This window comes from Streptomyces sp. NPDC028907, from assembly GCF_055564995.1.
Map to the genome: position 1 here is coordinate 49172 of NZ_JBVHVE010000016.1, position 21954 is coordinate 71125.

Annotated in this window: 9 protein-coding genes; 8 read left to right on the forward strand and 1 reads right to left on the reverse strand. The window is 72.4% G+C overall.

Annotation, left to right across the window (positions count from 1 at the left end; genetic code table 11):
• Positions 1–57 precede the first annotated feature (57 nt).
• From ACZ4UU_RS36890 to ACZ4UU_RS36920, 7 genes are read left to right on the forward strand one after another with little or no spacing between them, the layout of a single operon-like run.
• Positions 58–1977, forward strand: coding sequence for a RiPP maturation radical SAM C-methyltransferase (locus ACZ4UU_RS36890; protein ID WP_471907894.1), 1920 nt, complete (start codon positions 58–60; stop codon positions 1975–1977).
• Positions 1974–2915 carry a TauD/TfdA family dioxygenase gene (locus ACZ4UU_RS36895; protein ID WP_471907778.1) on the forward strand — a complete coding sequence of 314 codons (942 nt, stop codon included), beginning with the start codon at positions 1974–1976 and terminating at the stop codon, positions 2913–2915. Before ACZ4UU_RS36890 ends, ACZ4UU_RS36895 begins: the two co-directional genes overlap by 4 nt.
• 23 nt (positions 2916–2938) lie before the next feature.
• Positions 2939–4237, forward strand: a complete 1299-nt coding sequence (locus ACZ4UU_RS36900) for an MFS transporter (protein WP_471907779.1) — start codon at positions 2939–2941, stop codon at positions 4235–4237.
• Positions 4234–4485, forward strand: coding sequence for an MbtH family protein (locus tag ACZ4UU_RS36905; protein ID WP_471907780.1), 252 nt, complete (start codon positions 4234–4236; stop codon positions 4483–4485). Before ACZ4UU_RS36900 ends, ACZ4UU_RS36905 begins: the two co-directional genes overlap by 4 nt.
• A gap of 50 nt (positions 4486–4535) precedes the next feature.
• A complete protein-coding gene (locus ACZ4UU_RS36910; RefSeq protein ID WP_471907781.1) occupies positions 4536–7799 on the forward strand; it encodes a non-ribosomal peptide synthetase in 3264 nt (1087 codons plus the stop codon).
• A 13-nt stretch (positions 7800–7812) separates the two neighbouring features.
• Complete coding sequence (locus tag ACZ4UU_RS36915) at positions 7813–14772, forward strand: amino acid adenylation domain-containing protein (protein ID WP_471907782.1); 6960 nt, start codon at positions 7813–7815, stop codon at positions 14770–14772.
• Complete coding sequence (locus ACZ4UU_RS36920) at positions 14769–18728, forward strand: non-ribosomal peptide synthetase (RefSeq protein ID WP_471907783.1); 3960 nt, start codon at positions 14769–14771, stop codon at positions 18726–18728. The genes ACZ4UU_RS36915 and ACZ4UU_RS36920 overlap by 4 nt, the downstream gene beginning before the upstream one ends.
• A 128-nt stretch (positions 18729–18856) precedes the next feature.
• Here the strand turns inward: ACZ4UU_RS36920 and ACZ4UU_RS36925 are convergent, their stop codons facing one another.
• A complete protein-coding gene (locus ACZ4UU_RS36925; protein WP_471907895.1) occupies positions 18857–20758 on the reverse strand; it encodes an NAD-binding protein in 1902 nt (633 codons plus the stop codon).
• Positions 20759–21336: 578 nt separating this feature from the next.
• Between ACZ4UU_RS36925 and ACZ4UU_RS36930 the strand changes: the two genes are divergently transcribed.
• Positions 21337–21912 carry a hypothetical protein gene (locus tag ACZ4UU_RS36930; RefSeq protein ID WP_471907784.1) on the forward strand — a complete coding sequence of 192 codons (576 nt, stop codon included), beginning with the start codon at positions 21337–21339 and terminating at the stop codon, positions 21910–21912.
• Positions 21913–21954: the final 42 nt, after the last annotated feature.

Consider the following 21954-nt stretch of genomic DNA (forward strand, 5'->3'; position numbering starts at 1 on the left):
TCGGTTTAGGCTTCAGTGAATGATCGCGGGAGGTCGTTGTTGTTGCGTGTCGCACTGGTGAACATGCCTTTTGCCGACTGGAACCGTCCATCATTCGCCTTGGGGCAGTTGTCGACTCTCGTACACCGAGAGTTCAACGGCCGGGCGAGAGCGCACGTGTGCTATCTCAACCAGGACATGGCCGAGTACTTCGGAACACGTCTCTATGAATCCCTGTCGGTGAGCCACGACCACGTTGACACGGGCATCGGGGACTGGCTGTTCCGGCACATCGCCTTTCCGGGCGCGCCCGACACCGCCACGGAATACTTTCAGCGATATTACCGGGGCGCCCGCTGGGAGGACTTCCGTGCCGAGATCCTGCGGGCCCGCGACGGGCTGCGGCGGTTCTGCGAGGAGCTGATCGACCGGTACCGGCTCGACGAGGCCGACATCGTGGGCTTCAGCTCCATGTTCGCCCAACATGTGCCCAGCATGGCGCTGGCCCGGCTGATCAAGGAGCGCAGCCCGCAGACCCTCGTCGTACTCGGCGGCGCGAACTGCGAGGCGCCCATGGGCGCGGTGGTCGCCGAGCACGTCCCGGTGGTCGACTTCGTCTTCTCCGGGCCCGCGCTGAACACCTTCGGGGAATTCATCCAGTGCGTGCTGGACGGCGAACCGGAACGCGGCGACACCATCCCCGGAATCCTCTCCCGCCGCAACTGCCGGGATCCCCGATTCCGCAAGGCAATCGGCACGGAGCGGGACATCGACGATTTCATCCTGCCCGACTACGCCAGCTTCTTCGCCGCCCTGGACAACCATCCGGAACTGCGCCGCACCGGCACCAGCGAGCCGATGCTCTTCTTCGAGACATCCCGTGGCTGTTGGTGGGGGCAGCGTTCGCACTGCACCTTCTGCGGGCTGAACGGCGAAAGCATGGCCTTCCGTGCCATGGCGCCCGACCTCGCCGTCCGGCAGTTCAACTGGCTTTTCGAGTTCGCGCCCGAATACACCTCGTTGTTCTGCACCGACAATGTCATGCCGCGCAATTACCCGCGCGAGGTCTTTCCACGGCTCGACCCGCCGGCCGGCACCTCCATCTTCTACGAGGTCAAGCTGCCCCTGAGCCGCCAGGTCCTGCAGGCGATGACGGACGCCGGTGTGACCGTCGTCCAGCCCGGCATCGAGGCGCTGGCGTCCTCCACGCTCAAGCTCATGGGCAAGGGCACCACCGCCTTCCAGAACCTGCAGTTCCTCAAGCACTGCGACGAGTTCGGCATCAAGCCCGAGTGGAACCTGCTGATCGGTTTCCCCGGTGAAGACCCGGCCGTCTACCGCAAGTACGTAGAGGAACTACGTGATTTCGTCCATCTGGAACCACCACACGGCGTGTACATGGTGCGCTTCGACCGCTTCAGCCCCTACTTCAAGCGGAGCGAGGATTTCGGCCTCGACCTCACACCGGTGGACTACTACGCGCTCACCTATCCCTTCGACGTGGACGCGTTGGCCGACCTCGCGTACTTCTTCGCCGACCAGAACCTCGCCCCTTACACGCTCAACGCGGTCGAGTGGCACGACGAGCTGAGCCGACTGGTCGCCGAGTGGCGCGCCGCCTGGTACGGCGAGCCCGAGGTGCCCCGTCGCGAGCTGCGCCTGGTCACCACCGATGACGGCGGCCTCGCCGTCCGCGACTCCCGCTCCGGTGCCCTCCAGACGCATCCGGTCGACGCCGCGACCGCTCGGCTGCTGCGCCGCCTGTCGTCCCCGGCCAAACCCGACCAACTGGCCCGGGACTGGCCGGAAGGCCCGGACGACCTGCGGCGGCGCCTCGACCGCCTCACCGAACAGCGGTTCCTGTTCAAGGAGAACGGCCGCGTGCTGAGCCTGGTGCTGACCGGAGCTGACGGCGAACCGGAGGAGCCGCCCCGGCAGGAGCCCACCGCGGCCGGGGCACGGCCCCTGCTTCCGCTGCTGTCGGAGGCGCCGCGATGACCGCAGAAACCCCGCTGCTCCCGCTCCTCGTCGAGTCGGACGGTGTTCCGGCCGCCGAACGGCTGCGTGCCGACCGGGAGGAACTGCGCACAGCGCTGCGCGAACGGGGCGCGCTGCTGCTGCGCGGGTTCGACGTCAAGGGCCCCGACGGCTTCGCCGACATCGTCCGCGCGCTGTCCGGCGAGCCGCTGCCGTACACCGAGCGCTCCTCACCGCGCAGTGTGATCAAGGGAAACGTCTACACGTCCACCGACTATCCGCCCGGCGAGGAGATCTTCCTGCACAACGAGAACTCGTACCAGGCGAGTTGGCCGCTGACGCTGTTCTTCCACTGTGTCCGGCCGCCGCTGACCGGGGGCGCCACCCCGCTGGCCGACACCCGTCGGGTACTCGACGGCATCGACGAGGAGGTGCGCCGGGAGTTCACGCGGCGCGGCTGGATGGTCGTCCGCAACTACGGCGACATGGTCGGCCTGCCCTGGCAGGAAGCGTTCAACACCACCGACCCCGCCGAGGTCGAGCGATACTGCCGTGAGCAGGGCATCGAGGCGCAGTGGCTGCCCGGCGGAGGGCTGCGCACCCGGGCGGTGCGGGACGTCGTGCACCGGCATCCGATGACGGGCGAGCCCGTGTGGTTCAACCACGCGACCGTCTTCCACGTCAGCACCCTGCCGGAGAGCGCCAGACTGGGACTGCTGGAGATGCTGGGCGAGGAGAACCTGCCCAGCCAGACGTACTACGGCGACGGCGAGGCGGTCCCGGCCGACGTCATGGACCATCTGCGGGCGTGCTACCGAGCTGCCTCGACCCGCTTCGACTACCGTGCGGACGACGTCCTGGTGATCGACAACATGCTGGTCTCCCACGGCCGCGAGCCGTTCACCGGGCCCCGCCGGATAGCGGTCGCCATGGCGGAGCCGTACACAGCACATCGATGAACCCCCGGCCGGAAGACCCTCCCATGCCCGCGCGTTCGCTCCGGTCCAACCGGGACTTCTCCGTCTTCTGGGCGGTACAGGCGTTGTCCGAGGTCGGCAACGCCTTCTCGTTGGTGGCCGTTCCGCTCCTGGTGCTGCACACCACCGGCTCGGCGGCGCAGATGGGGCTGCTGACCGCCGTGGCCGGCGCCGCGGCGCTGCTCACCGGTCTCGTGGGCGGCGCCTGGGCCGACCGTTTCGACCGGCGGCGGCTGCTGATGCTGTGCGACGCGGCCCGTCTGGTGCTCTACGGGGCGATCCCGGTCTGCTGGGCGCTGAGCCCGCAGATCTGGCTGCTGTACGTGGTCATGGGCCTGGCCTCGGTCTTCGAGATGCTGTTCAAGATCACGTACGTCACCGCAGTGGCGAATCTCGTCGACAAGGACCAGATCGTCGCGGCGAACGGCCGCCTGGAGGCCACCAACGCGATCGCGTACATCGCCGGGCCCGCCCTGGCCGGCGTGGTGTCCGGGTTCTTCGGGCCCACGGCCGCGGTGTCGATCAACGCGGGCAGCTTCGGGATCTCCCTCCTCGGGCTGGTCCTCATCAGGCTCAGGCCCACCGAGCGGCCCTCGGACGACGATCCGGCCGGTGTCACGAAGCCCGCCCACGATCTGCGCACCGGCTTTCGCACCGGCGCCGCCTTCCTGTGGCGCACACCGGTGCTGCGGGCGCTGACCGTGCTGCTGACGATCACCACGTTCCTCAGCCTGGGCATGACCGACGTGTTCATCTACCACCTGCGGCACGGCCTGGGGCAGGACGAACGCACGGTCGGCTACGTCCTGGCCCTGGCCGGCGTGGGCACCTGCGTGGCCGCCGCCGCCACCGCCCGGCTGCGCCGTTCCTGGGGGTTCGGCCGCTGCTGGCTCGGCTCGATGGCCCTGTGCTCGGTGGCGACCCTGGCCCTCGGCACCTTCGGGCAGGTGTCCGTGGCAGCCGTGACGATCTTCCTGTACTCCTTCGGCATGGCGCTGGCCGGCGTCTGCTCGATGTCCTTGCGGCAGGAGGTCACCCCCGACCACCTGCTCGGGCGCGTCACCTCCGCGTTCTGGACGATCCACGGCAGCCTGGCGCCCCTCGGCGCGGCCCTGCTGACCGCCCTGGTCGGGTGGCTGGGCACGCGCGGCCCGCTGACCGGCGTGGCCCTGGTCTTCCTGGCCGTGGCCGTCGTAGCCGCCTTCACGCCCATCCGGCAGCGCAGCCCCGAGCGCACCGCCGCACAGCCCGCGCACCCGCCACGAACCGAGCCGACACCACCGAGAGAGGAGTCACGGGGATGACGCCGAAGCCCGACGACGACCGGCTGTACAAGGTCGTGGTCAACCACGAGGAGCAGTACTCCATCTGGCCCGCCGACCGGGACAACCCGGCCGGTTGGTCGGACGCGGGCAGGACCGGCCCGAAGAGTGACTGCCTCGCCCACATCAAGGACGTGTGGACCGACATGCGCCCACTGAGCCTGCGCCGCCGCCTGGACGCGGGCGAACAGGCCGGACGGACGGCCCGGGACACCGACCGCCCGGGCTGAGTCCTCGGTCCGTCACCGCATCGCCGCACCGCGAACCAGGGAAGGCACTCGTGCACGACGACCCGGAAACACAACCGGTGGCTCTGCCGGGGGAAAGGGCCCACCAGCAGCTCTCCCACGGACAGGAACGACTGTGGTACCTGGAGCAGATCACCGTCGGCCACCCCGTCCACCTCCTCTCCTCCGCCACCCTCGTCGAAGGCGCCCTCGACGCCGAGCGCCTGGCATCGGCCCTGCGGATCTGCGCAGCCCGCCACGACCTCCTCCGCAGCACCTTCGGCACCCGGGAGGACGGCCCGTACGGCATCGTCCACCCCAGCCCCGAACTGCCGCTGCGCCAGGTGGACCTGGGTCCCGGACCCGTGCCGGAGGCGGTGCTGCGCCGCGCCCTCACCGAGGAGAGCGCCCGCCCCTTCGCTCTGGACGCCGCACCCGCGCTGCGCGCCGTCCTGGTGCGCGCCGGCGAGGAGCGGTCCGTCCTGCTGCTCACGGCACACCGGATCATCGCCGACCGGACCTCGCTCACCCTGCTGGAGAGCGAACTCGCTCACCTTTACGCCGAGCCGGGTGCGGCACGGGCGAAGACTCCGCCCGTGTACGCGGACCGAGCGGCCCGGGAGCGGAAGGACGGGGACGACTGCCTGCCGTACTGGCAGCGGCGGCTGCGGGAACTCCAGCCGCTCGACCTGCCGACCGACCGGCCCCGGCCGAGGACCGCGACCCACCGGGGCACCGGCCGCCGACTGCGGGTCGAGGCCCGGCACGCACAGCGCCTGCGACGACTGGCCCATGAGGAAGGAGTCGCCGCCGACACCGTGCCGGCGGCCGCCTTCGCCCTCCTGCTCGCGTGCTGGACGGGCCGGTCCGACGTGACCTTCGGCAGCCCCGTGGACCGCCGCACGCCGACGGACGCGCGGACCGCGTTCGGTCCGTACGAGGACCTGATCGTCCTGCGAACCGATCTGACCGGCCGCCCCTCCCTCCGGGAGGCGGTGCGCCGCGTAGGACGGACGCGGGACCAGGCGCACCAGCACGCCGACATACCCTTCGGACGACTCGTCACCCTCCTCGACCCGGAGCGGGACCTGAGCCGTCATCCGCTCTGCCAGGCCGTCTTCCGCACCACCGGGCCGCCTCGAACGGGCTTCACCGCGGCGGGATGCACCACCTCCCCGCTCGAACTGGACGACGACACCGCCCCGTACGACGTGCTCTGCACGGTCGCCGAGGATGCCGAAGGGCGCGGCGGCCTCGGTGTGGAACTGCGCTTTTCGTCCGACCTGTGGCTGCCGCGATCGGCGGACCGCATGGCGTCGGCCTTCCGCACGCTGCTGAGGGCCCTGGCCGACACCCCGGACCGCCGAATCGGCGACATCCCCCTGCTGCCACCCGAGGACCGGGCCCTGCTCGACGCCAGGAACGCCACCGACCGGCCCCTGCCCGAACCCGCCACCGTGGACGGGCTCTTCCGGGCGTGCGCGGCCCACGACCCGCGGGCCGTCGCCCTCACGGACCCCACCGGCAGCTGGACGTACGCCGCGCTCGCCCGTCGGGCCGCCGGCATCGCACGCTCACTCATCGAGGCGGGCGTCACCACCGACAGCCCCGTCGCCCTGCACATGGTGCGCTCCGCCGACCTCGTCGCGGGCATGCTGGGAGCCCTTCTGGCCGGCGGCGCCCATCTCGTACTCGACCCCGGCCACCCTGTCGAGCGGTTGCGGTTCATGGCCGACGACGCCGGGGTCTCGGCCGTGCTGAGCAGCGCCGACCCGCCCGCCTGGCTGCGCGACCTGGGCGTGCCCGTGCTCCGGCTGGCCGACGCCGAGAACGGTCCGGACAAGACCCTGCCGCCGGCGCGCAGCCACCCCGACAGCCTCGCCACCGTCGTCCACACCTCCGGCTCGACCGGTCGCCCCAAGGGCCTCGGGATACCCCACCGCGCCGTCGTCCGGCTGATCACCGCGACCGACTACGTGACCATCGGCCCCGACGACGTCCTGCTGCACCTGGGCGATCCCGCCTTCGACATCACCGCCTTCGAGGTATGGGGCGCGCTCTGCAACGGCGCCCGGGTCGCCGTACTGCCCGGCGACGAGCCGCTCGGACCCGACGAGGTGCTGGCCGCACTGCGCGAACTGCGGCCCACGATCGTCTCCCTCACCGGCACTCTCTTCAACCGCGTCGCCGACATCGACCCACGGGCCTTCGGCGGGCTGCGCCACCTGTTCGTCGTCGGAGAGGTGATGGACGTCCGCCGCACCCGCGCGGTGCTGCGCGGTGGCGCACCGCCCGCGCACCTCCACAACGGCTACGGCCCCAGCGAGAACGCCACGTTCTCCACGACCCACCTCGTGGACCGGCTGCCCGACGACGCGGTGAGCGTGCCCATCGGCACCGCCGTCACCAACACCACCCTGCACGTGCTGGACCAGGATCTGCGCCCTGTGCCGCTCGGGGTGGCCGGCGAACTCCACGTCGGCGGACTGGGAGTCGCCCGCGGCTATCTGCGCCGCCCGGACCTCACGGCGGAACGTTTCCTGCCCGACCCCTTCGCCTCCCGGCCGGGGGCGTTGATGTACCGCACCGGCGACCTGGTGCGGTGGCTGCCGGACGGGGTGCTGGACTTCCTCGGCCGGGCCGACCAGCAGGTGAAGATCCGCGGCTACCGGATCGAGCCGGGCGAGATCGAGGCGGCGCTGCTGGACCGCGGTGACGTGCGCGAATGTGTGGTTCGAGCGGTCGACGTCGCCGGGGACCGGCGGCTCGTCGCCTACGTCGTACCGGCGCCCGGGCGCCTGCCGACCCCGGCCGGACTGCTGGGCGGGCTGCGGGACCGGCTGCCGTCCCACATGGTGCCCGGCCATGCCGTCCTGCTCGACGCCCTGCCCACGACGGCCAGCGGAAAGACCGACACGCGGGCCCTGCCCGGCATCACCGAGGACGGCGCCGACCCGCCGGACGCGGACACCGCGCCACCCAGAACCGCGACGGAACGCGCCCTGTGGGACATCTGGGCCGATTCCCTGAACGTACGGGGCTTCGGGGTGCACGACAGCTTCTTCCTGATCGGCGGTCACTCGCTGCTCGCCTCCGTGGTGCGCACCGCGGTCCGCGAGCGGCTCGGCGTCGCCCTGCCGCTGCCGACCCTGTTCGACCTGCCCACCATCGCGGCACTGGCCACCGAGGTCGAACGCGTCGGCGGCGAGGCGGCGGCCGTACGGACCCGGGCCGCAGCGGCCGACGACTCGGATCGACTCGACGGCCTGGTGGCCGAACTGGAGCGGCTCGCCGAGACCCGGCGCGCCGAGGGATGAGCGGGGGAGCCGCATGACGTACACGACGAAGACGGCCGGCACGACAGACACCGACCTGCGGGACAGGATCGAACGACTCCCCGCCGACCAGCGTGCCCTGCTGCGCCAGCGCATGTGGGAGAAGGGCGCCGCCACCGGCCTGCCGGCCCTGGACGAGAACGGCGAGGCCCCCGCGTCCTTCACCCAGCGCCGGATGGCGTTCCTGTCCGGGCTGGACCCGGACAGTCCCGCCTACCACAGCCCCGTCGTCCACCGGCTCACCGGACCGCTGGACGACACGGCCCTCGAAGACGCCCTCAACGACCTCCTGCGACACCACGCGATCCTGCGCACGGTCCTCCCGGTCAGCAAGGACCGCACCGTCCAGCGGGTCCTGCCGCACCGGCACCGGGCACTGCCCGTCGTCGACCTGACCGCACTTCCCGAGGGGGACCGCCTCCCGGAGGCCGAACGCCTCGCCCTGGCGGACGCCGGGAAACGGTTCGACCTGGCAACGGGGCCACTGGTGCGGTTCTCCCTGCTGCGCCTCGCCGCGGACGACGCGATCCTGGTGCTCGTCTTCCACCATGCGGTCATCGACGGCTGGTCGCTCGGCGTCTTCCTGAGCGACCTGGGCACCGCCTACGGCGCCCGCCTCGACGGCCGGGCGCCCGAACTGCCCGCCCCCACGGTCGAGTACGCCGAATACGCCCGCTGGCAGCAGGAATGGGCCCAGGGCGCCGAGGCCGCGGGCCAGCTCGACTACTGGGAGCGCCGCCTGGCCGGCGCCCCGGACCCGATGCCGCTGCCCACCGACCGCCCCTGGCCCGAACGCCCCTCGGGCCGCGCCGAGTCCACAGCGTTCACGGTGCCCGCCCAGGTGGGCGACGAGCTGCGGCTGCTGTCGGCGAGCACCGGCACCACGCTGTACATGGTGCTGCTCGCGGCGTTCCAGATCGTGCTCGCCCGCTACGGCGGCCACGACGACGTGGTGGTCGGTACGCCCGTCGCCAACCGTCGCTACCGGGGCTTCCACGACCTGGTCGGATTCTTCGCCAACTCGGTCGCGCTACGGTCCCGGATCCGCCCCGGGACGTCCTTCCAGGACTTCCTCGCCGAGGTCCGCACCACCTGCCTGGAGGCGTACGAGAACGAGGACGTCCCGCTGGACCTGGTCGCCAGGCGGCTGCACCCGGAGCGCACCCCCGGCCGCAACCCCGTCTACCAGGTCAACTTCACCCTGCACAACACCCCGCCGCGCGCGGTCGGAACCCTGCCGGGCGGGATCACTCTCACCCCGCTCGACCACCTCGACCACGACGCGGCCCGCTTCGATCTCGACCTGAACGTCTGGGAGACCGACGCCGGCCTGGAGTGCCGGCTCATCCACTGCACGGACCTGTTCGACACCGCCACCGGCGAGCGGCTGGCCCGCTCCCTGACCACTGTGCTGTCCGCCGTGTCCGCCGACCCCACGGCACCGATCGGCACTCTGCCGCTGCTGACGGCCGAGGAGGAACGTCAGGCGCTGCGCGAGGGGACCGGCAACCTGGTGCCCCGCCCCGAGGACGTCCGGGTGGACCGGCTCTTCGCCGAGCGGGCGCGCGCCACGCCCGACGCGGTCGCCGTGTCGGCCGCGGGCCGCCCCGACCTGACGTACCGGGACCTCGACCGGCGCGCCAACGGGCTCGCCCACCGGCTGCACGACCTCGGCGCGGGTCCCGGCGGCGTGGTCGCGGTGCTGCTGCCACGCGCGCCCGAGGCGGCGATCGCGCTGCTCGCCGTGCTCAAGACCGGTGCCGCCTACCTGGCGCTCGACCCGGCTTACCCGAAGGCCCGGCTCGACCACATGCTGCACGACAGCGGAGCCCGATTGCTGGTCACCGACGCGAGCCCGCGGAACCCGGCGCCCGGCGAGGGCCTTTCGGTGGTCACCCTGGACCCGGACGGAGTGGCCCGGGAGGAGGCCGAGACCCCGCCGCAGGGCGACTTCCGCTCCGACGACCTGATGTACCTGATGTACACCTCCGGTTCGACGGGCGGGCCCAAGGGCGCCATGCTCTCCCACCGTCAGGTCGCCAACTACCTGCTGTGGGCCGTTGAAACGTTCCTGCCACCGGAGGCCGACGGCGCCGTCCCGGTCCACTCCTCGCTCTCCTTCGACCTGACCGTGACGAGCCTGTTCGCACCGCTGCTGGCGGGACGACGGCTGCTGTTCGCCGACGACGCCGGCACACCAGGCCAGGCCCTGCGCACCTGTGCCGAGTCCGACACGGGCCTCGCCTTCGTCAAGCTCACCCCGTCACACCTGGCGATGCTCGCCGACTCGGGTGCCCCGGCACGAGCCGCGGACTGGACCCGCACCCTGGTCGTCGGCGGTGAGGAACTGCACGAGGAACGGCTCACGGCATGGCGCGCCGCAGTCGGCGGGCCGCGCATCGTCAACGAGTACGGCCCCACCGAGACCGCCGTGGCCTGCGCCGCCCACGACAGCGCGCACCCGGCCGGAGGCTTCGGCCGGGTACCCATCGGCAGGCCTCTCCACAACGTGCGGCTCCACGTCCTCGACGCGTGGCTGAACCCCGTGCCGGTGGGTGCGCCGGGCGAGCTGTACGTCGGCGGTGCGGGCGTCTGCCACGGCTACTGGAACCGCCCCGGCCTGACGGCGGAGCGTTTCGTCCCCGACCCCTTCGGCGAGGAGCCGGGCGGGCGACTGTACCGGACCGGCGACCGGGTGCGGCGACTGGCGACCGGGGACCTGGAGTACCTGGGCCGGTTCGACGACCAGGTGAAGATCCGCGGCCACCGGATCGAACCGGACGAGGTGGCCGCCACGCTGGCCCAGGACCCGGAGGTCCGGGAGGCCGCCGTGATCGCCCACGGCGACACCCCGGAATCCCGGCAACTGGTCGCCTTCGTCAGCCCGGGCACCGAGACCGCCTCCGGCCCCGCGGCCGAGGACGACTGGGTGAGCCGCTGGCGGACCCTGTACGAGGACACCTACGGCTCGGCCGGGCGCCCCGCCGACCCGTCCTTCGACCTGGCCGGCTGGAACAGCAGCTACACCGGAGAGCCCCTCCGGGCCGACGCGATGCGCGAGTGGCTGGACGCCACGGTCGACCGGATCCGCGCGCTCGAACCCCGCCGGGTGCTCGAGATCGGCTGCGGCACCGGCCTGATCCTCTCGCGAGTCGCCCCCGACTGCGACGTCTACCAGGGAGTCGACCTGTCCGAGCAGGTCGTCGACCGGCTGCGGCGCGAAATCGGCACCGGGGCGAGCGGCCGGGAACGGATCGCGCTGCGGTCCGACCCCGCCCACCTCGCGATCCGCCGCGGCGAGACCTACGACACCGTCATCCTCAACTCCGTCGTCCAGTACTTCCCTTCCGCGGACTACCTGTTCGGGGTCCTGGACCAGGCCTTCGAGGCAATGCCCGCCGGCGGCCACGTCTTCCTAGGCGACCTGCGCAACCTCGCTCTCCTGGAGGCCTTCCACGCCTCCGTGACCGCCCACCGCGCACGGCCGGGCACGCCCGCCGACGCACTGCGCGCCGGGACCCTCTGGCGCATGGAGGCCGAGAACGAACTCTGCCTCCACCCCAGGCTGTTCGACGAGCTGCGCACCCGGCCGCGCATCGACTCCGTACAGGTCCTGCCGAAGCGGGGGACGGCCGACAACGAACTGACCCGGTACCGCTACGACGTCGTGATCACCGTCGCCGGCCAGCGCACCGCGAACGACACGGCCGCCGACGGGTCACCGCGGTGGCGCGACTGGCAGGCGGAGGGCATGGACCTCGCCGCCCTGGACGCGCTGCTCGGCTCCGAACGCCCCGACCGGCTCGCGCTGCGCGGCATCCCCAACAGCCGCCTGACAGCGGACCTGCGGCTGCTGGCCCGGCTGTCGGGCGCGGCAGCGGACGTCGTCGGCCCGGGCGCCGACCCCGAGGAGCTGTGCCGTCTGGCCGGGCGCCATGGGTACGACGCCGAACCGAGCTGGGCCGACGGACGTACCGACGGATCCTTCGACCTGCTGCTGCACCGCAGGGGAACGGCCCCCGCGCCCCGGCCGCCCGCGGACACCGTGGCCCCGCCACAGCGGCTCGCGACCGAACCGCTGTGGCGGCCCGCCGCCCTCGCCGCACTGCCCGGCATCGAGGACCGCATCCGCACCCGGCTCCCCGGCCACATGCTCCCGTCGCGGTACGTCGTGCTGCGCCGACTGCCGCTCACCGCCCACGGCAAGGTGGACCGCGCCGCGCTCACCGCCCTGCTGGCCACCGCCTCCGACCCGGCCGACGAGGCTGCCGGGCGCACGGGGAAGGAGCCAGAGGTCGAGCTCACGCCGACCCAACGGCGGATGGCGGCCATCTGGAGCGAACTGCTCGGCCGCGACGGCATCCGCCCCCAGGACGACTTCTTCGACCTCGGCGGCCACTCCCTGCTCACGTTCCGCCTGGTCTTCCGGCTGCGGGAGGAGTTCGAGGTGGAGGTGCCGATCCGCGGGCCCTTCGACGCCTCCACGCTCGCCGCCCTGTCCGCCCTGGTCGACGGCCTGCTCACGGAGAAGAACCGCCCCGCACTGCCCGCGCTGGCGCCCGTCGAGCGGGAGGCGACGGTACCGGCCTCCTTCGCCCAGGAACGCCTGTGGTTCCTCCACCAACTGGACCCGGAAACCGCCCAGTACAACTTTCCCGTCTTCGTGCGGCTGACCGGCGAACTCGACATCGACCTGCTGCGGAGGTCGCTGGCGGAGATCGTACGGCGGCACGAGGCACTCAGGACCGTGCTCACCGCCCGCGACGGACGGGCGTACCAGACCGTGCTGCCCGCCGAGCCGCCCGCGCTGCCCGTCACCGACCTGACCGTGTACCCGCCCGAGCAGCGCGAGAGCGAAGCCCGGCGGCTCGCCAGGGAGCAGTACGCCAAGCCCTTCGACCTAGCGGCCGCACCCGTGCTGCGGGCCGGTCTGCTCCGGCTCGGCAGCACGGACCACGTCCTGCTGCTGACGGCCCACCACGTGACGGTGGACGGCTGGTCGGCCGGCGTCCTGCTGGAGGAAATGGCCGAACTGTACGCGGCCGTCCGCGAGGAACGGCCGCACCGGCTGGCCGACCTGCCGGTGCAGTACGCCGACTACGCGATCTGGCAGCGCCGACTCGCCGAGGCAGGCCACTTCGACCGTCTGGTGAAGCACTGGACCCAGCGTCTCGACGGCATTCTCGACCTGCCCGGACTGCCCTTGGACAGGCGCCGTCCGGCCCACCCCGAACACCGGGGTGAGAGCCTGCGCTTCCGGATCCCGGTGGGCACCGCGGACGGGGTGCGCGCGCTGTGCCGGGAGACGGACAGCACCCTGTTCATGGCGCTGCTCGCCGCCCTGTACGCGGTGCTGAACCGGCGGACCGGGGAGACCGACCTCGTCGTCGGCTCGGACGTCGCGGGCCGCTCCGACACCAGGACCGAACCGCTGATCGGGTTCTTCGTCAACCAGATCGTGCTGCGCGCCGACCTCACGGGCGCCCCGACCTGGCGGGAGCTGCTGGACCGCACCAAGTCCCTGGCGTTGGACGCCTACGCGCACCAGGACCTGCCGTTCGAGGAGGTCGTCAAGGCCCTCAGCCCGCCCCGCACCCGCAACCACAGCCCGCTGTTCCAGACCAAGTTCGTGCTGAACAACAACCGGCGGGCGGCCGACTCCATGGCCGGACTGCGGATCAGCCCCTTCTCCGCGGACCTCATCGACACCAGCCGCTTCGACATCACCATCGTCCTTCAGGAGGACGACTCCGGGATCGCGGGTTTCCTCAACTACGACCCCGCCCTCTTCGACGCCTCCACCATGGAGGAACTGCGTGAGCAGTACCTCGCGCTGGTCGGGGACATGGCCGCCCGGCCCGACGCCTCGATAGCCGACGCGCCCCTGCCCACGACGCCGCCCAGCACCGCGGTCGGGCCCACACCGGGCCGGAGCAGGCGGCGCGGCCCCGGGGCACTGCGCGCCATCACGCCCACGAAGGTCGCCCTCACCGCGGGCGACGTCGTCGCCCGTGAGCCCCTGCGGGAAGGCGTCGACCTGCCCGTCGTGCTGCGGCCGCTGCGCCCCGACGTCGACCTGGTGGCCTGGGCACGCGCCCACCGTGACCGGCTCGACGCGGACCTGGAACGGCACGGCGCCCTGCTGTTCCGCGGCTTCTCGGTGACCGACCCCGACGCCCTGGAGCGTTTCGCCTCCGTGTTCGTCGACGACCTCTTCGCCGAGAACGGCGAGCACCCGCGAGCCTCGCTGGGCGGCAACGTCTACACGCCGGTGTTCTTCCCGCCGGAGGAGAAACTCCTCTGGCACAACGAGAACTCCTTCAACGACGAGGGCCCGACCCGCATCTGGTTCTGCTGCGCCCGCCCGGCCGAGTCCGGCGGCGAGACCCCCGTCGTCGACAGCCGCGCCGTCCACCGCGGGCTGGACCCGGCGCTGCGCGAGGAGTTCACCGCCAAGGGAGTCATGTACATCCGCAACTACGGCACCGGCCTGGGCCTCGACTGGCGGGACGTCTTCCGCACCACCGACCGGGCCGAGGCCGAGGCCCGCTGCGCCCGGCAGGGGCTGCGCCACACATGGCACGGTGACCGGCTGCGCACCACCGTCGTGCGCCCCGCCGTCCTGCGCCATCCGCGCACCGGCGAGTGGTCCTGGTTCAACCAGGCACAGCACTGGCACACCGCCTGCCTCGCCCCGGACGTCCGGGAGTCCCTGCTGTCCACGATGGCCCCGGAGGAACTCCCCCGCAGCTGCCGCTTCGGTGACGGAACACCGATACCCGACGAGGCCATGCGGGAGATCCTTCGGGTCTACCAGGAACTGGAGGTCAGCTTCCCCTGGGAACGCGGCGACGTGATGCTGCTGGACAACATCCTCGCCGCCCACGCCCGCAACCCCTTCCGCGGCGAGCGTGAACTCCTCGTCGCGATGGGCGACATGGTGAGGTACCAGTGACGACACGGACCGAGCAGATACGGCAGGTGGAGGGATACCGGCTGTCCTTCCAGCAGCAGCGGCTGTGGCGGCTCACCGAACTGGGCGTGCCGTCCTGGGCGCAGCTCCTCGTCACCGCCGACGGCGACCTGGAGGCGGGACGCCTGGCGGCCGCGCTGCACGACACGGTGACCCGGCACGAGATCCTCCGGTCGACCTATCAGCGGGTGCCTGGAGTACGCACCGCGCTGCTCGTCGTCCAGGACCCGGACGACCTGCGCCCGCACTGGACCCACGAGGACCTGCGGCACCTGGACGAAGCGGCGCGATGGCGGCGCGTCGACGAGTCGGCCCGTGCCGCCCGACGGCTCCCACACGGCGGACCGGACGATCCGGTCCTGCGGGCGACCCTCTTCACCCTCGGCCCCGAGCGCCACGCACTCCTGCTCACCACCACCGCCCTGGCCGCCGACGGCCCCGCGCTGCGGCTGCTCGCCGACGAACTGGCCCAGCGGTACGCCGGCACACCGCCCACCGACGAGGTCCTGCAGTACAGCCAGTTCGCCGAATGGCAGCACCAGGAGTACGGACCGCAGCCGAGGCGGCCCTCGCCGGCCGACGCTCCCGCGCGGCGACTTCCCCTGCCGCTGCGCCGGCACGGCGGCCCCGGCCGACCGCAGCGCCGAACCGTCACCGCAGCCCTGCCGGACGGCGTCGTGGCCGCCGTCCACGCCTACGCGCGGCAGCGGCGAGTGCGCCCGGGAGCCGTGCTGCTCGCCTGCTGGCAGACGCTGCTGAGCCGGATCAGCGGACAGTGCGACCTCACCGTCGGCACGCTGCTCACCGGCCGGGAGTTCGAGGAGACGGCCACCGGCCTCGGCCACTTCGCCCACTGGACCGACGTGACCGCCCGGCTGGACCCCACCGTGGTCCTGGACGCCCTCGCCGCCCGGGCGGAACGCGCCCTGTCGGACGCCGAGGAGGCACACGACGACGCCCCGCCCCCGGCCCCCGGGGAACCGGCGGCCCACGACATCGGCTTCGTCTGCCAGGACCTCACCGCGACCCCGGCCACCCGGGGCGGACCGGCCGCCGGCGTGGCCTTCGCCGTGCTCTGGGACGACGTCGAGAGCGAGCACCACGCCCTGCGGCTGCTGTGCACGCTGGGCCCGGCCGAGGGCCGCACGAGGTGGCACTACGACGGTGAGCAGTTCGACGAGGCCTACGTGCGCGTCCTCGCCGACCAGTACACGACGCTCCTCGCCGCGCTCCTCGCCGCGCCCGCCACCCCGGTGCGCCGGATACGCCTTCCTTCGGCGACCGGCGCCGCCCCGCCCCGGGACCGCTTGCCCGGACCGTCGGACGGCTCGTGTCTGCACCATCTCGTCGAGCGGCAGACGCGGCGCGCCCCGGACGCCCTCGCCGTCGTGGCCGGAACCGAGCGGCTGACCTTCCGGGAACTCGACCTACGCGCCGACCGATGGAGCCGGTCGCTGCGCGCGCGGGGCGTCGGCGTCGAAACCCCGGTGGCGGTGAGCGCGGCCCACTCGGCCCCGCTGATCGTGGCGCTGCTTGCCGTACTCAAGGCCGGTGGAACGTATGTCCCGCTCGATCCGCAGCTCCCGCCCCTGCGTACGAGGGAGTTGCTGGAGCGCGCGGGATGCGGACTGCTGCTCACCGATCGTCCGGACGAGGCCGGCGTCCCGCAGGGCGTCGAGTGCGTCGATCTGCGCGGACTGCCGCCCGACGGCGCGGACACGACGGCCGGGGCCGCCACACCGAACGACGTGCGGCCCGACAACCTCGCGTACATCATGTTCACCTCCGGCTCGTCGGGGGCCCCGAAGGGGGTGATGCTCCCGCACCGGGCCGTCTGCGACTACCTGTTGTGGAGCGCCCGGACCTACCTCGCCGACGGCGATCAGGAAGGGACGGGCGACGCGGGCGCCGGCCGCGGCCGGCGGTTCGGTGACCGCGAGGGAGGCGCGATGGCGCACTCCTCGATCGCGTTCGACCTCACGGTGACGAGCCTGTTCCTGCCCCTGGTCACGGGTCGACCCGTCCACCTCGACCCCGCCTGGCGGGACGCCCTCGCCCTCTCGGCGGAACTGGCCGGCCGATCCGGCCTGGACCTGCTCAAGCTGACCCCGTCACACCTGAAGGTCGTCAACCATGCCTTGGAGCCGGGACACCTGGCCGACACCGCGGGGTCGCTCGTCCTTGGCGGCGAGGCCCTGGACGGCGAGGCCATCGCCCCCTGGCTGGCCGGCGCCCCGGGGACGAGGGTGTTCAACGAATACGGTCCGACCGAGACCGCCGTCGGCGTGTGCGTCCACGAGGTGAGCGCCGAGGACGGCCCCGGCCCCGTGCCCATCGGCCGGCCCATGGACCACGTCGAGGTCCTGGTCCTGGACGAGGACCTCGAACCCGTGGCCGTCGGTGTGCCGGGAGAGATCCACATCGGTGGCACGAGCCTCGCCCGCGGTTACGTCGGCGCCCCGGACGCCACCGCCGAACGATTCGTGCCCCACCCCTTCTCACCGGAGCCCGGCCGCCGTCTGTACCGCACCGGCGACCTCGCCTGCGTCGGCCCGGACGGCCTGATCCGCTATCTGGGGCGCGTGGACGACCAGTTGAAGGTCAATGGGGTACGGGTGGAGCCCGAGGAGATCCGAGCCGCGCTGCTGCGCCACCCCGGGGTGCGGGACGCGGCCGTGGTCCTGGTCACGGACGAGGAACGCGGCGACCACCTGGCTGCCTGTGTCATCCCCGCCGACACCGTCGCCGACGCCGCCACCGCCCCCGGGTCCCTGCGCGACTACCTGGCCGAACGACTGCCCGCCCACTTGGTGCCGCTGACGTACGCCAGGGCCCGGGAGATACCCCTCACACCGAACGGGAAGGTGGACCAGGCCGCCGTACGGGCCCTCACCTCCGGCGGGGGCAGCGCGCCGCCGGTCGCCTCGGCGCTCCGGACCGGGACACCGCCGCACGGCCCGGTGGAGACGGCCGTGGCCCGCGTCTTCGAGGCACTGCTCGACGTCGGCCCGGTCGCCGCGGACGACGACTTCTTCGACCTGGGCGGGCACTCGCTGCTGGCCGTCCGTCTGATCGCCAGGCTCAACGCGGAGTTCGGCACGACGCTGCGGGTGCCCGTCCTGTTCACGGAGCCGGACCCGGAACCTGGGTGCTCCGGCCGACCGGCCACCCCCCGGCACCTGGCTCGTCTGCTGAAGGGGGACACTGCCGCCGGCCGCGCCCGCTCCGAGGACATCGTCGCGCTACGGCCCAGGGGCGACGGCCCCCCGCTGTTCTGCGTCCACCCCGCGGGCGGGGAGGCCATCGGCTTCCGCCACCTCGCCGCCTGCCCGGAACTCCGCAGCCCGCTCCACGCCCTCCAGACACCGCCGACCGCCTCGGCGGACGGCGCACCGCATGAGGACCACAGCATCGAGGCGTTGGCCGTCCGCTACCTGAAGGCCATCCGCGCCGTGGCGCCGACCGGCCCGTATCTGCTGCTCGGCTGGTCCATGGGCGGGCTCGTGGCCTTCGAGATGGCCCGACTCCTCGAACAGCAGGGCGAGCGGTGCCCAATGCTCTTCCTCGTCGAGAGCTACCTTTCCGAGCATCTCCCGGAGTTCGACGAGGACAGCGAAAGGCCGGAAGCGGCCTTCGGGCGGCCCCACGACGGGGCGACCGCCGCCGAACGCCTCGATCTCGACCTCCGCCTGCGCGCCAACCGCACCCACCTGAGGGCCGCCCGAGCCTACCGTCCGTCGGCGTACGCCGGGCCGGTGTGTCTCGTACAGGCCGACCGACAGGACCCGGACTTCCGACGCGCCGCAACCCGTTCCTGGTCCCGCGTCTGCGCCCCCGCACATCTCACCCGCCACGTCCTGGAAGGCGACCACCTGACCCTCTTCACACCCCCGCACGTCACCGAACTCGCCCGCCTGATCGACCGGGAGACGCGATAGGGGCCGGGCGCGGCTGTTCCACCGCGGCGTCCAGGAGACGCTGCCTGTACCGGCGGGGAGTCAGCCGGCGGTCGGCCCCGCTCAGCGGTGGCCGCTCAACGCCCGGCCGTCTGCCTCTCGTTGATGCTCTACCCGTCGGACGAGCGTGCTCGGAGCTGAGGCTGTCGGCCGAGGAGCTCGGCCAGGCCCTGTCGCGTGGCGGCCAGGACCACGCGGTCCTGGGGGCGCAGGACGTAACCGGGGTGCAGGTCCCAGATGAGGCCCGCGATTCGGTCTGCGTCGTGGTGCGGTGGGGTGGCGGCGAGGTCCGGGAGGCGATCGTCCGGTTCCGTGGTGTCCAGGGCGACGACGCGCCAGGCGCCTGCCCGGAACGATTCGGCGATGGTGCGTCCTTCGAGGTGGGGGTGTCCGGCGACGTTGAGGGCGGCGAAGACCAGGATGCGGCGTTCGACCGGGATGGCTCCGAGGATCTGGCGGCCCATCATGGCCGCGGCGAAGCTGGGGGCGGCGAGGGTGGAGACGCTACGGCTGCGGGAGAGGGCCCGGGGGTGCGCGGCGCGCAGGGTCCGGTGGACGGCTGCGGCGAAGGCGTCGTCGTACAGCCGCAGAGCCACCCTCAGATCGGGCTTGACGGAGCGTGCGTACAGGGCGGCTTCCAGGTTCGTGGTGTCGATGCTGGTGAGGGCGAGCAGGGCGTGCGCGCGGTGGACCTTGGCGGCTTCCAGGACCCCTTCCTGGGTGACGTCACCGATCACGGTGGGTACTCGCAGGCGGCGGGCGGTCGGGATGCCGCGGGCTTCTGGATCCTCCTCCACGCAGACCACGGGGATGCCTAGTTCGTCCAGTCGGGTCAGTACTCGGGTGCCGATCTTGCCGAGCCCGAGCAGGACGACGTGGCCGGACAGGCCACGGGGAGGGCGGCGCAGCGCGGAGGCGGTACGGAAGGTGCCGAGGGCCTCCAGGACGGCCGCGAGCAGGACGGGGAGGAGGAGCAGCCCGGCGAGCCCGGCGAGGAGCTGGAGCACTTGGCGGGCGGTGGGTTCGCCGATCGCCGGATCGTTGATCGCGAAGAGATCGAGCAGGGTGAGGTAGGAGGCGTGCAGGGGATGGTCACCAGTGGTCAGCCAGCTTGCGACGGCCAGGCCCAGTACGCAGGCCATGAGCCCAGCCAGGGTCCAGCGCAGTCGGCGTGAGAACAGTGACCCGAACGGGGCTCCGCGTCCGGCCAGTCGCCTCGGTGGGGGAGCGGCGGCGGAGTGTGTGACCTGTTCCAGGACCACGGTGCCGTGGCCTGTGCTCGCCGCCACGGTGACGTCGTCCGGCAGCAGCATGGGTCCTTCCGGGCCGCTGGCGTCCGACCCTTCCGCGCCTGCCGGGTCGTTGGTGGTCGATGACAGCAGCGCGAGCGTGCACAGGCCGGGACTGGTCGTCTCGCCGTGGGTGGGCGGGGTGCGCTCCACGGCGCGCAGCAGTAGTCCGTCGGCCTGGATGACCTTGCTGGTGCCGGCGACGGCGGTGGCCGCGAGTGCGGGAGCGGCGGTGTCCGCGTCGGACAGGACGGTGGTGGAGGTGTCCAGGGCCTCCGGGTCCAGGCCGGGGACGGCGAGGACGGCAGCCTGATCGAGGAGTTCCTCCAGGTGCTGGCCGAGCTTGCGGTTGTAGAGGCGGATGACCAGCCGTAGCCGGGGGTTGAGGCGGCGGGCGGACAGCGCCGCGTGGATGTTGGCCTCGTCGTCGTCATGCACAAGCGCCAGCGCGGCGGCCTCCCGCACGCCCGCCTCAGCCAGAACGGCCTCGGTGAGCGTGGGCGCTTCGAGGACAAGGGGTGCGTCCGAGCCCCCGTCGGCTGCCGGTCCGGTCGTACGGTTCACGGCGGCCTGTACCCGGCCCAACATCGTGACGGCTCGCGCCGGTTCGGTGGATCCGGTCCCGCGCCCGGCCGGCACGACCAGCGTGACACGCTCCCGGTACACCGCCGTGAGCTCGGCGGCCAGCCGCTCGGCGAGCGCGTCGTCACCGCACACGATCATGTGTCCCGGCTGGGGAACTGCTCGTGTCGGCTGCGGGAAGAGGACCATGTCGTCCGTGACCTCCTGGTCGGTGTTCCGGGCGCCTGGCAGGGACACCCTGCGCGGGAAAGCGGGTCGTGCGGCCGGCCTCGTGCCGTCCTGGCATGCGACCGTCCGGTCGCCGGGGTGGTCCCTACCCTGGGCCGTCCGCGACCAGCCCGGTTGATCCGGACCCGGTTGTCACGTCCCGTGCCCCGAACCCGCCGCGCTGACCGAGAGCACCACGACGCCCGAGACGACCAGGCTCCCCAGCGCGCCCTGCACCGTCCGGGAAGTCCACCCCATACTGCAGAGCCTTGCATGCGTGCCTCTTCGACTCATTGCCATACTCCGGCAGAGATGACCACCTGGTGACGGCAAGGATCCTGCCTGTACCGGCAGCAGGCCCCGCGGCCGGCCGTAGCTGACGCACCCTCTTCGAGTCCCGTACCGACCACAGGGGTCTGCTCGGCAAGTCGAGCGGGCGGGCGTCCAGTTGGCCAGGGGGACCAGGCCGGACCCCTGGTCAGCGGTAGGAGGCGACCGTGTTGGATGGGCCCATGAGCCAGACAGCTGCCCTGCGCCTGCGGCGGGCCGTCGCCCGGACCGAAGACGCAACGCGAGAACGCGCCCCCATCGGGCGCAGCCCGGAGGAAGCCGACGATCTGCTGGGCACCTTCGCCACCGACGGGGCGCTGGGCTTCGACCCCTTCCCCTTCCTCCAGGCGATCCATGACGCCGGATCACGCGCGGTCGTCATCGGTCAGGTCGCCGGCATCATGCACGGCTCCACCGAACTGACCGGGGATCTCGACCTGCTCTGGGACGGCACCCCTGACGAGGCGCACGCCCTGCGCGACGCCTTGGTGCTGTGCGGCTGCACCGAACCGCCCGATCTCGACCGCTCACAGGTGGGGTACCGGGTCACCGGTGCCAGCGGAGACCTGTGCACTCCCGCCCTGCCCTGGGGTGCCATGGATGTCACCCCCTGCCTGACCTCGGCCGAGACCACCCGTGACCCTGCGGGATTCGCCATCCGCTACGCCGCACTCGACGACCTGATCCGCATGCGGCGGGCCCTCGGCCGCCCGAAGGACCACCGCCGCGCAGACGAACTCGCGCGGCTGCGCACCTGACTCGGTATGACTGAGGCGGGACCGGTCCCGTCGAACTGGCCT

Excerpts from the sequence above, each read along its gene's own strand:
- ACZ4UU_RS36925 (WP_471907895.1), bottom strand. The coding sequence starts at position 20,758 with ATGATCGTGTGCGGTGACGACGCGCTCGCCGAGCGGCTGGCCGCCGAG.
- ACZ4UU_RS36915 (WP_471907782.1), top strand. The coding sequence starts at position 7,813 with ATGACGTACACGACGAAGACGGCCGGCACGACAGACACCGACCTGCGG.
- ACZ4UU_RS36895 (WP_471907778.1), top strand. The coding sequence starts at position 1,974 with ATGACCGCAGAAACCCCGCTGCTCCCGCTCCTCGTCGAGTCGGACGGT.
- ACZ4UU_RS36905 (WP_471907780.1), top strand. The coding sequence starts at position 4,234 with ATGACGCCGAAGCCCGACGACGACCGGCTGTACAAGGTCGTGGTCAAC.
- ACZ4UU_RS36930 (WP_471907784.1), top strand. The coding sequence starts at position 21,337 with ATGAGCCAGACAGCTGCCCTGCGCCTGCGGCGGGCCGTCGCCCGGACC.
- ACZ4UU_RS36900 (WP_471907779.1), top strand. The coding sequence starts at position 2,939 with ATGCCCGCGCGTTCGCTCCGGTCCAACCGGGACTTCTCCGTCTTCTGG.